Genomic DNA, 11824 nt, shown 5'->3' on the forward strand with positions numbered 1-11824 from the left:
AAGAAGGTAATTTTATGGATACTATTACTTGGCATGACAAAGCCGAAGCACTCAGTTTTCGTACTCAGGCATTTATCAACGGACACTTTGTAGATTCCGTATCAGGCGATACGTTTGAAATCATCAACCCGGCCACGGGGCACTTATTGGCCCATGTCGCCCGATGCAATGAGGCCGATGTAGACTTAGCCGTAACTGCCGCTCGCAATGCATTCGAGAGCCGTGTCTGGAGTGGTCTTGCCCCAACTGAACGCAAAGCTATCCTTCTCAACTACGCCAGGCTGATTGATGAACACAGAGAGGATTTTGCCCTACTTGAATCTCTCGATATGGGGAAACCCATTTCTGATGCGATGGGGTATGATGCTCCAGCAACCGCGCGCTGCATACAATGGAACGCCGAAGCCATCGATAAAGTCTACGATGAAGTCGCCCCCGTTACCGAAGATGCGCTTGCGTTAGTGACCAGAGAGGCACTAGGCGTTGTTGCCGCGGTCGTACCCTGGAACTTTCCAACCGTCATGGCCGCATGGAAAATAGGTCCTGCGCTCGCGACAGGCAACTCAGTGATTGTAAAGCCTTCTGAGAAATCTCCTTTAACCGCCATACTTCTTGCTGATCTGGCCAAACAGGCTGGCATTCCAGATGGTGTTTTTCAGGTACTACCCGGATTTGGACATGAGGCCGGTCAGGCACTGGCGCTCCATAATGATGTCGATTGCATTACCTTTACCGGTTCCACCGCTGTCGGTAAGAAATTGCTGAGCTTTGCTGGTGAATCCAACCTAAAACGCGCCTTTATGGAATGTGGCGGTAAGAGTCCGCATATTGTTCACTATGATGTGAAAGACATGGAGAAAGCGGCGGCAACTGCAGCCTCCGCTATTTGCTACAACCAAGGTGAAGTATGCACGGCGGGGTCCCGTTTGCTGGTTCACTCTTCCATTAAGGATGAGTTTATCGAACTGGTGAAAAAGTACATGGCAAAATGGCAACCGGCAGACCCACTGGACACCGACACCCGAGTAGGTGCTATCGTCGATGCAGCCCAGTACGAGAAAGTACTAAGCTACATTGAAATAGGCCAGTCCCAGGGTGCAACACTGGCATTTGGTGGCCAGCCCGCAATGACTCACACTGATGGTTATTTTATCGAACCGGCCCTGTTTACCGAGGTGACACCAGACATGCGCATCTATAAAGAGGAAATCTTCGGCCCGGTACTCTGTGTCACCACGTTTGATAACATTGAAGAAGCCATCGCTCTGGCTAACGACAGCGAATATGGCCTGGCTGCTGGGATCTGGACTTCCGATATCACTACTGCGATTAAGTGTTCCAGAGCGCTCCGGGCCGGTACAGTATTTGTCAATAATTGGGATGGTGGTGACATGACCATGCCTTTTGGTGGCTACAAACAGAGCGGAAATGGGCGAGACAAGTCACTTCACGCCCTGCACAAATATACCGAGGTCAAATCCACCTGGATTGAATTATAAGCAACCAGTTAATAAAGGGGTGTGCTCCACCCCTTCTCCTCGCCTTTCCGAGCTCTTACCAACGCGTTATCCATGTCTCAATTTTGAAGAAAGTTTTTCGTGTATTGGGCTAGCTTTTCCTTTATTTACGATTACAACACCCGCAAATTGCACGTTATTTCTGCTATTTAACCACTCACCTTCCCTTGATAAATTTTTTTTGTCATAACGACAAAATTTTTTGCCTTTTCTTTTTCTTACAAATCACTAACTTTCGACCCGAATAGCTTTTTCTCATCCATTGGTAAATTCGAGGTATCAATGACATCAACATCCATTCGCCAAGGCAACGTGAGATTCTATGACAACGTCAAGTTTCCTCGTGGCTTTGCAAAATCTGGAGATTTTACTCTCGCAGAAGAAGAAATTTTAACCTTCTATGGAAAAACTTTACTCGGTCTGGAATCCGGAGAACTTGAGGCAACAAATGACGAAGAAAAACGCCTCATTAAGGTGACTCAAATGGAACTCGCACCCGAATCAAAAATTGAAAAGACATGGTTTAAGTACATAACCCTCGCACGCGGACGAAAGAAATTTCACACGCTGAATGGACGTAACAAGCCCGAAGCGTCAGACGATTACGTTGCCGATACACTTGAGGACGACTAATGAACATTTGTTTTCTAATGTACCCATGGGAACGAGTTTGCCCGGAGACCGACACCACCCTGCGTCTGGTTCACGAATGTGCTTTGCGTGGGCATACCGTTGCACTTACAACCACCAGCGGTCTGACGATACGAGACAGCACCGTCTTCGGGTTTTGTCAGGTGTTAAAGAAAGGCAAGGTATCGGACAAAATACCCACCTTCTATCGCAATGCGGAATTCCGAAAAGCGCGGCTACCAATGGCCGGCTTTGACGTTATTTTTATGCGCGCCAATCCACCTCTGGACAACCTTGCGCTTAACTTTCTTGATTCCATCAAAGATGACACTCTGATCATCAATGATCTGGAAGGCCTTCGTTTGGCAAACAATAAGCTCTACACAGCCAGTATGGGTGGTGCCGCCAGTGAATTTATTCCAGCTACACACGTGTCGAAGAATCGCGATTATCTTCAACGTGTACTGGAAGAAACTACCAGCGAACAAATGATTCTAAAACCACTCAATGGATACGGTGGTCATGGTGTCATCGTAATCGAAAAGAACGCCCAGCAGAACTTCCGATCTCTGCTCGACTTTTACATTGGCGAAGGCGACAAGAGCAACTACGTGATCCTGCAAGATTACATCGAGGGTGCTGAAGAGGGCGACAAACGCATTCTGATGCTTAATGGAGAGCCTATCGGTGCTATGCGTCGTGTTCCTGCGTCAGGAGAGATTCGCTCAAATGTGCACGCCGGTGGAACCGTAGTGAAACATACGATTACCAAGGAAGAAAAACGCCTGTGTGCCGCCATTGGCCCCAAACTTGTGAGAGACGGACTCTACTTCACCGGACTTGACGTCATCGGCAATAAACTGGTCGAGGTTAATGTACTCAGCCCAGGCGGTATCATGCGTATCAATAAACTCAACCGTGTCAGACTGCAAAGACAGGTTATCGATTTTGTTGAAAATATCGTAAATTCAAAAGACCTTCTTCAGCAAAGAAAGAGCGCATTCAGACTGGCGGTTCAAAACGCTCACCATATTGAGTCTTAAGCAATGGAAAAGCTAACCGTCACAGAGGTTCTTCAGAGAATCAAAACTGGCACTACCTTCCATGCGGAAGTCGAAGATACGGGCTGTGTTCTGAAAATCGATGAGTACTTACCGGTAGTGTGTACCGCCATTCACGCAGGCAGTCGCCTGCGTGAAGAGCTGACAAAACACTGCTTGATTACCAAAGAACAGCGTTACTTTGAAGAAGACCCGTTTACGGACGATATGATTGCGTCCCAGCCTATCACTCTGGTAGGTTTGGACTCGCGATTTGAATACGATCTGAATCGGGCCATGTCATTAAGTACCTACTATCGCAGTGCCTGGGAGCAAAAAGTCTGGAACAAGCCACTATCCCCGAAGCAGCGCCTGACCAGTCAGGCAAAGCACGCCATTTTCTATAAAATATATTCGGCACTTATCGCTAAGCTCGAATCACTGTTTGGTCTGGTGATTGTGTTTGATATGCATTCCTACAACTACAAACGGATAACAAAACAGGCTCCCGTCTTTAACGTAGGAACGGCTCAGATAGACAACGAGCGATGGGGGAAAACCGTCGAACGATTTTTATCGGAACTGTGTAAGATAGCACTGCCGAATATCGAAGTAACGGCAGAAGCAAACTCCGTGTTTGAAGGGCGTGGTTATCTAATTGCTCATACTAACTCACAGTTTGACCGAACCTTAGTGCTGCCGACGGAAGTGAAAAAAGTGTTCATGGAAGAAGAGAGCGGAACGCTGTACCCTCTTGTGCTGGAAGCGCTTCAGTCTGGTTTAAAAGAAGCTTTTAGCCAAACCAGTGCCTACTTTCAACGAACCTACAATAGGAAACCGCGAACGAGCAAAAATGATATGCTCAGTTCGTCGATTGATCCTGCCGTCTTATCCGTTGACCGAAGCCTATATCGATTGGCGCATAAAGTAGAAACGCTGAAATACGTCACTCCAACGAATATTCCAGCGGAGAAAAAACGATTTTTTGCGTCACCAAGCCGATACCGCACCAAGTACCGCTACCGACAGTTACCGATACATGCTAACGAGTTTAAGTTTCAGCTATATCGTTTGCCGATCGAAAACATTGCAGACCCGGATATGCGTCAGTTGTATAGCGACATGATCGACAAGTTGAGTGAGAAAATCGACCTGCTCACCAGTGTGGGTCAAGATGGATTCCTATACAACAGCCTCGCCTATCACGGCAGACCCAGTGAAACCGTGGTCGACAATGCCAAGTTCCTGATGTACGCCAAAGATATGGCAAATGAGCAGTCGCATGTCTACACGGCACAAGAAGCCGTGGAACTCATGAAGGAAGCCGCAGTGAACTGGGGCATGAAATGTAAGATAACGCTCTCCAGCTCTCTTGCTGCTCGCGCTATGGTGAGTTCGCTGCCTCCGACACTGTTTGTCAATAAGAACGCCATGTTCAGCCATGACGAAGTACAACGCCTCATACAGCATGAACTTGGTGTCCATATGGCCACCACATTTAATGCCAGACAACAACCGCTGAAAATCTTCCAGTTAGGGCTACCAGGCTCAACTTTCACTCAGGAAGGTATGGCCATTATGGCGGAGTATAAGGCGGGCTACATGTCACTGGAGCGATTAAAGGATTTGTCGACTCGGGTGCTCGCCGTTGACTCTATGCTCAAAGAACAGAACTTCTACAATACGTTTTCGTATTTAGTCGACGAGTTAGGCATCAACAGGGACAGCGCCTTTATGACAACAACCCGAGTCTACCGTGGTGGAGGTTTCACCAAAGACTACCTTTACCTGACCGGTTTTCTGAGTATGTTAAGAGCAGAACAAGCATGTGACCTTAATAATCTTCTTATAGGCAAATGCAGTGCCAATTATCTTGATTTGATCAGCGAAATGGTTGAACGCGACTGGTTAGTCCCTCCGCGTTTTCGTTTTGATGACAAAGGTGGCACGCTGGAACCCACCCTTGAATACTTGATTAACTCTCTAAAATAAAAAAAGGTCTGGATCATATCCAGACCTTTTCATCTTTTGACGCCTAGCTGATATCGATATTTTTCGAACTACTTTCTGTAGGCTCGATTTTTGGTACCACAACCACTAGAACACCATCGGTAAACTCAGCGTAGATATCATTAGCATTCACATTGTTACTCAAGGTAAAACTGCGAACCATTTTGCCTTGATAGCGTTCTTTATGAATGTATTTATCTTTCTCAGTTTCTTCACGGGTTTCAGTTGTTGACGCTTCGATAGTCAACATTCCTCTGTCGCAGGACACAGAGATGTCTTTTTTATCTACACCAGGTAGATCTGCAATGATTTCAAACGCAGTCTCTTTTTCAATGACATCGACATTAGGAGAAAACTGCCCATGACTCCAGCGTGTATTGAAAGCAGGTAGCGCATTATCAAAAAAATGCCCAAAGTCAGACCACGAATCTCTTGGTAACAAGCTCATATGAACCTCCAACCTTGTCTGGATACCCACTTAAAGTTTAGTCCGACTCTGGCCAAAGCTCTGGCTATTTTTAGTCCAAATTGATCTATGTCAAGAATGGTTTGATAACAAACTAGAAAGTAGGTGGTGTCGCTGCACTAATGAGCTCACACTCCACTTTTCCTCGATTTCTGAATCGGTGAGGTTTGCGTGTTTCGAAGTAATAAGAGTCTCCCGCTTTAAGCACGCGGGTTTGACTACCTACGGTGATTTCGATTTCTCCACGAATGACCACGCCGCCTTCTTCCCCTTCGTGCTGCATAAAATCAGTGCCCGTGTCTGAGCCTGGAGGGTAAATCTCTCGAAGAATAGCCAGATCACGTCCTTCTCGCTTCGCCCCCACAAGAAGCATCTTAATTTTGCCATCCCCCAGATCCGCCATTTGATCCGCATTGAAGAAAATTTCATCCTTGGGTTCAACATCAAGAGTGAAGAACTCCCCCATGGAAATTGGAATGGCATCAAGGATTTTCTTTAACGAGCCAACGGAAGGGTTAACCAGATTCTGCTCAATTTGAGAGATCATGGAGTTGGTGACACCACTTCGCTTGGCGAGCTCTCGTTGCGACAACCCGCGCATAGTACGAATGGTCTTCAGTTGTTTGCCTACATCCATGTCTCTCTCCCTAGTGGTATTAAACGCTACAATTCCATTTTGTGCGGTGTTACTGCTGACTCATTTTGGCCTCAAGCAATCGACGCTTTTCCGCTTTCGCCATCATCCACCAGGCAATAAACGTAGCACAAGATACAGCCAGTATGGTCAACGTCGCCAAGGCATTAATCTTCGGACTGACACCAAGGCGCACACTTGAGAATACCACCATAGGTAACGTAGTAGCACTCGGACCAGATACAAAACTGGCAATGACCAGATCGTCCAGTGACAGAGTGAATGCTAACAACCACCCAGCCAGAATTGCAGGTGCAATCGAAGGTAACGTAATCTGGAAAAATACTTTCCACGGGGGCGCACCCAAGTCCATTGCTGCTTCCTCAATCGAGCGATCCACCTCTTGCAGTCGTGAACTCACCACAACCGTTACATAGGCGGTGCAGAAGGTAACATGAGCAATCCAAATGGTCATCATGCCACGCTGACTAAACAAGTCGAACACCTGCCCCATTGCAATGAACAGCAGCAATAAAGACAAACCAGTGATGACTTCAGGCATCACCAATGGCGCCGTAATCATGAAAGCAAACCCGGTTTCACCCTTAAACTTACCAAAACGATTAAGTACAAAAGCGGCAATGGTACCTAAAACTACGGCTGCACTTGCCGACAAAAAACCAATCAATAAGCTCAGCTTAACACCGCCCATTAGCAGGTCGTCATCCAGTAACTCAAAATACCACTTCAATGAAAATCCAGACCAAACCGTCACCAAACGGTTTTCGTTAAAGGAGTAGATAATCAGAATTAAGATTGGCAGATAAAGAAAGGTCAGCCCGGCTGCCAAAATCACCCACTTCAGCTTGTTGTTGTAGACTGGGATATCGTTCATCCTTGAACCTCCAGTTCACGTTTTTGGTAACGATGGAACCACAGAATTGGCAACATCAATATTAGCAACATAACGATGGCGACGGCTGACGCCACTGGCCAGTCTCGATTGTTGAAGAACTCTTGCCATAAAACTTTGCCGATTAGAACAGTATCCGGGCCTCCTAGCAGTTCGGGAATAACAAACTCTCCCACTGCTGGGATAAACACCAACATCGAACCTGCAATGATTCCTGCTCGAGTCAGTGGCACCAATACGCTGAACAGCGTTGTGACAGGTTTTGCGCCCAAGTCACTTGCCGCTTCCAATAGCGAATAATCCACCCGCATCAATGCGGTATAAAGAGGCAATACCATAAATGGTAGGTAGGTATAGATAATACCTATGTATACTGCGGTATCGGTGTGCAATATTTGTAAGGGCTCATCAATCACACCCGCCATTAACAGTACGTTATTGAGCAAACCGTTGTTTTTCAGAATACCAATCCACGCATAAACGCGAATCAGGAAACTGGTCCAAGACGGCAAAATGATCAGCATGAGTAGCACGTTGCGTGTAGAAGGCTTAGAGTGAACAATTGCCCACGCAATAGGAAAGCCAATCACCAGACACAGCACTGTCGAAATAAACGCAATGCGGATCGACTGTAAGTATGAAGAAGCGTACAGATCATCTTCAATAAGGTATTGATAGTTCCCGACATTGAGTAACAGCTGCAACTGTTGCTCCGCATAGCTCAGAAGCTCTGAGTACGGCGGTATCGATATCTGAGCTTCCGCAAAACTTATTTTGAATACAATCAGAAACGGCAGTAAAAAGAACAGCAGCAGCCATCCATAAGGCACTGCAAGCAATAAACACTTTGGCGTCGGTACAATGCGCCAAATATCCAGTTTGGCTTTTTTTATCATAGTTTCAGTACCACGCAACTTTCCATGTCCCAACACAGGTTCACACGCTGCTCCCACGTTGGCATCCCTTTTCTTACACGACTGGTATTTTGCATCGTAGCCGTCACCAGTTTGCCTGAATCCAGCCTGACGTGATAAATAGACTGATTCCCCATGTATGCGATGTCTTCTACCACCCCTGAACAATGGTTTGATGAGTGATGAGGATGTTCGCACAGAGTCATTTTCTCAGGTCTTACCGCGATCATGAGCGGAATCCCCGGAGCGCCCGATACCCCGTGACTGATGGAGATAACGTTACTCAGATCCGGTGTGCGTACCGTCGATTTATCGCTCAAATTGGTTTCTAATACGCCTTCAAAGATGTTCACCGAGCCAATAAATTTGGCCGCAAACTTGGAGTTAGGGTGTTCATAGATGGCTTCTGGAGACCCAATTTGTACAAATTGTCCTTTATTCATAATGGCAATGCGACTTGCCATTGTCATCGCTTCTTCCTGATCGTGCGTCACCATGACACAAGTCACGCCAACACTTTCCAGAATATCCACAACTTCGAGCTGCATTTTCTCGCGCAGGTTCTTGTCCAGGGCTCCCATTGGCTCATCAAGCAGCAGTAATTTCGGTTTTTTTGCCAGACTTCTTGCCAAGGCCACACGCTGTTTCTGCCCACCAGACAATTGATGAGGTTTTCGCTTGGCAAAGTCTGTCATACGAACCAGTTCCAGCATGTGTTTGACCGTACTGGCGATTTCCTGACTGGGCATGCCATCCTGCTTCAAACCGAAAGCAATGTTTTTCTCGACCGTCATGTGTGGGAAAAGTGCATAGGACTGAAACATCATATTCACCGGGCGTTTGTACGGCGGGATATCCGCCAAATCTTCGCCATCGAGAATAATCTGTCCCACGGTAGGTTGCTCAAATCCCGCCAGCATTCTAAGTAAGGTTGATTTTCCGCAGCCCGACGCACCAAGCAGAGCAAAGAGTTCGCCTTGATTAATTGTCAGGTCAATATTGTCTACCGCCATATGCCCGTCAAAGTCCTTGGTCAGGCCTCGAATTTCTAATAGTGGTTTCGGTGGCACCGGTGAAACGTGTTGATGGTTGAGCTCTGTATCGAGTGACATCACTGTCATGGTAATCTCCAAACAAGAATGGCGACCCAAAGCGAGTCGCCAAAAAGTGGTTATCAGTTCTTGATAAAGTCAGTCCAGGCACGCGTCATTGCACGTGATGTTTTATGAGGTAACATCTTGGAGCTATACAGCTTCGCCTGAGCTTCTTCACTTGGGTAAATACCTGGATCTTCTAAAATCTCAGCATCAATAAACTCGCGTGAAGGTGGGTTCGGGTTGGCATACCAAACGTAGTTACTGATTTCAGCAATCACTTCTGGGCGCAGCAGATAGTTGATAAATAGGTGAGCATTCTCTGGGTGCTTCGCCTCTTTTGGAATCGCCATTAGGTCGAACCAAGCCAATGCGCCCTCTTTAGGAATCGAGTACGCGACTTCTACACCATTGTCTGCCTCAGCGGCGCGATCTGCCGCTTGAAGAACGTCACCCGACCAACCGATCGCCACACAGATATCACCGTTTGCTAGGTCATTGATGTATTGCGATGAATGGAAGTAGGTCACGTATGGACGAACTTGTTTGAGCAACTCCAAAGCGTCTTTCTTGTAGTCGTTTGGATTGGTACTGTTTGGATCTTTGCCGATATAATTCAGCGCAGCCGCCATGATTTCAGTTGGCGCATTCAAGAAACCCACACCACACTTGTTGAGTTTTTCCATGTTCTCTGGCTTGAACACGAGATCCCAACTATCAACCGGTGCATCGTCACCCAGCACGGCCTGAACCTTCGCTACGTTGTAACCGATACCGGTAGTACCCCATAAGTAAGGCACTGAATAAGCATTATCGGGATCCACGGTATCCGCCAAGATTCCCATCAACTTAGGATCCAGATTCTTGTAGTTTGTCAGCTTAGACTTATCTAACTTCTGAAATGCACCGGCTTTGGCCTGACGTCCCAGAAAGTCGTTACTCGGTACAACCAAATCGAACCCGGTATTTCCCGATAGAATTTTCGCCTCTAAAACTTCGTTTGAATCAAATACATCGTAAACGACTTTGATTCCGGTTTCGGCTTCAAATTTCGCAATCGTATCTTCCGCAATGTAGTCTGACCAATTGTAAATATTGAGCACTTTTTCTTCAGCAGCATTGGCCGTCATCGAGCTAAGCCCGATAGTCATCCCTAACGCCACACCAAAGTATGCTTTTACTTTCTCCATTTGGATCTCCGTTCCTGTTTGCTCTTTGTTTAATACCCTCTGGTATAGTTCTCGTCGGCTACTGCGAAACGTCGGCGAGTGTGTTATCTAATGCTATTTTGGCTTTTTCGACCAACTGATCTATCTCAGCACGAGTGATGATCAGCGGTGGAGAACAAATCATAGTGTCACCCACTGCTCTCAGCACAACGCCTGCAGCAAAGCAGTGTTCGCGACATTGAGTGCCGACATCCAGTTCTTTGTCAAAACGTTCATTGGTCGATTTATCTTTTACAAGCTCGATGGCTCCCACCAACCCCTTGCTTCTCGCTTCGGCAACCATTGGATGTTGAAGAAGCTCTTGCCAGCGAGCGGCAAAATAAGGGGCGATGTCTTCTCTTATGCGGTTCACAATGTTGTGTTTTTGCATTTCTTTGATATTGGCGATGGCAACCGCACACGCAGCTGGATGGCCTGAATAGGTAAAGCCATGAGCAAATTCAGTGTCAGCATCTGTCAACACTTTCGCTACGTGATCTCTGACCATAACCCCACCCAACGGCAGGTATCCTGAGGTGATCCCTTTTGCCATACACATCAAATCAGGTTTGATATTGAACGTCTGACTTGCAAACCATTCACCGGTACGGCCAAAGCCACAAATCACTTCATCAACAATAAGCAGGATCTCGTATTTATCACAAATACGTTGAATCTCAGGCCAGTAGCTGTCAGGTGGAATGATCACACCACCAGCGCCCTGAATCGGTTCTGCAATAAAGGCCGCAACGTTTTCCACACCCAATTCAAGGATTTTTGCCTCTAGCTGCTGAGCTCGCTCTAACCCGAACTCATTAGGGTCCATTCCCTGTCCTTCACCAAAGTGGTAGGGCTGATCGATGTGGGTAATATTCGGTAACGGAAGTCCACCTTGAGCATGCATAAATGCCATGCCGCCAAGGCTTGCCCCAGCCATCGTACTGCCGTGATACGCGTTTTTACGGCTGATAATCGTTTGTTTATTGGGCTTACCCAGACTAGACCAATAATGGCGAACCATTCTCACTACCGTGTCGTTACACTCAGAGCCAGAACCCGTGAAGAACACATGATTCATGCCTTCGGGAGCCACTTCAGCCAATAAGGTAGAGAGCTCAACTGCCGGTGGATGTGTCGTCTGGAAAAACAAATTGTAATACGGCAACTCCTTTAGTTGGTTGGTTGCAGCATCGATCAGTGGCTGACAGTTGTAGCCCATATTCACACACCACAGACCGGCCATACCATCGAGGATCTTATTGCCATCCTCATCGTAAATGTACACGCCTTCAGCCCGGGTGATCACACGCGAACCCTTGTCATTAAGTGCTTTGAAGTTAGTGAATGGGTGCAAGCAGTGTGCACTATCTTGTTCTATCCATTTAGACATATTAAATT

Annotated in this window: 11 protein-coding genes; 4 read left to right on the forward strand and 7 right to left on the reverse strand. The window is 46.9% G+C overall.

Going from position 1 to position 11824, the window contains the following annotated elements; genetic code table 11:
• Positions 1 to 14 precede the first annotated feature (14 nt).
• The 4 genes from C4S60_RS16605 to C4S60_RS16620 all read left to right on the forward strand — a co-directional run bounded on the left by C4S60_RS16605 (position 15) and on the right by C4S60_RS16620 (position 5179).
• Complete coding sequence (locus tag C4S60_RS16605) at positions 15 to 1499, forward strand: aldehyde dehydrogenase (protein WP_103881483.1); 1485 nt, start codon at positions 15 to 17, stop codon at positions 1497 to 1499.
• Positions 1500 to 1799: 300 nt separating this feature from the next.
• Positions 1800 to 2150: a MaoP family protein gene (locus tag C4S60_RS16610; RefSeq protein ID WP_103881484.1), complete on the forward strand. Its 351-nt coding sequence runs from the start codon at positions 1800 to 1802 to the stop codon at positions 2148 to 2150.
• Positions 2150 to 3190: a glutathione synthase gene (gshB, locus tag C4S60_RS16615; RefSeq protein WP_103881485.1), complete on the forward strand. Its 1041-nt coding sequence runs from the start codon at positions 2150 to 2152 to the stop codon at positions 3188 to 3190. Before C4S60_RS16610 ends, gshB begins: the two co-directional genes overlap by 1 nt.
• 3 nt (positions 3191 to 3193) lie before the next feature.
• Positions 3194 to 5179 carry a flavohemoglobin expression-modulating QEGLA motif protein gene (locus C4S60_RS16620; RefSeq protein ID WP_103881486.1) on the forward strand — a complete coding sequence of 662 codons (1986 nt, stop codon included), beginning with the start codon at positions 3194 to 3196 and terminating at the stop codon, positions 5177 to 5179.
• Positions 5180 to 5222: 43 nt separating this feature from the next.
• On the opposite strand, the gene C4S60_RS16625 is transcribed toward C4S60_RS16620, so the two are convergent.
• The 7 genes from C4S60_RS16625 to C4S60_RS16655 form a co-directional block, all read right to left on the reverse strand.
• A complete protein-coding gene (locus tag C4S60_RS16625) occupies positions 5223 to 5645 on the reverse strand; it encodes an Hsp20/alpha crystallin family protein (protein ID WP_103881487.1) in 423 nt (140 codons plus the stop codon).
• A gap of 112 nt (positions 5646 to 5757) precedes the next feature.
• Positions 5758 to 6300 carry a cupin domain-containing protein gene (locus tag C4S60_RS16630; protein WP_103881488.1) on the reverse strand — a complete coding sequence of 181 codons (543 nt, stop codon included), beginning with the start codon at positions 6298 to 6300 and terminating at the stop codon, positions 5758 to 5760.
• Between the two features lie 49 nt (positions 6301 to 6349).
• Complete coding sequence (locus C4S60_RS16635) at positions 6350 to 7192, reverse strand: ABC transporter permease subunit (protein ID WP_103881489.1); 843 nt, start codon at positions 7190 to 7192, stop codon at positions 6350 to 6352.
• A complete protein-coding gene (gene potH, locus C4S60_RS16640; protein WP_103881490.1) occupies positions 7189 to 8106 on the reverse strand; it encodes a putrescine ABC transporter permease PotH in 918 nt (305 codons plus the stop codon). Before potH ends, C4S60_RS16635 begins: the two co-directional genes overlap by 4 nt.
• On the reverse strand, positions 8103 to 9245 hold the full coding sequence (gene potG, locus C4S60_RS16645; RefSeq protein ID WP_103881491.1) for a putrescine ABC transporter ATP-binding subunit PotG: 1143 nt from the start codon (positions 9243 to 9245) through the stop codon (positions 8103 to 8105). The genes potH and potG overlap by 4 nt, the downstream gene beginning before the upstream one ends.
• Positions 9246 to 9298: 53 nt before the next feature.
• Positions 9299 to 10408 (reverse strand): extracellular solute-binding protein, encoded by a 1110-nt coding sequence (locus C4S60_RS16650; protein ID WP_103881492.1) that lies wholly within the window; start codon positions 10406 to 10408, stop codon positions 9299 to 9301.
• Between the two features lie 58 nt (positions 10409 to 10466).
• A complete protein-coding gene (locus tag C4S60_RS16655) occupies positions 10467 to 11816 on the reverse strand; it encodes an aspartate aminotransferase family protein (RefSeq protein WP_103881493.1) in 1350 nt (449 codons plus the stop codon).
• Positions 11817 to 11824 lie beyond the last annotated feature (8 nt).

It is taken from the genome of Vibrio hangzhouensis (genome assembly GCF_900107935.1).
Classification (GTDB): domain Bacteria; phylum Pseudomonadota; class Gammaproteobacteria; order Enterobacterales; family Vibrionaceae; genus Vibrio; species Vibrio hangzhouensis.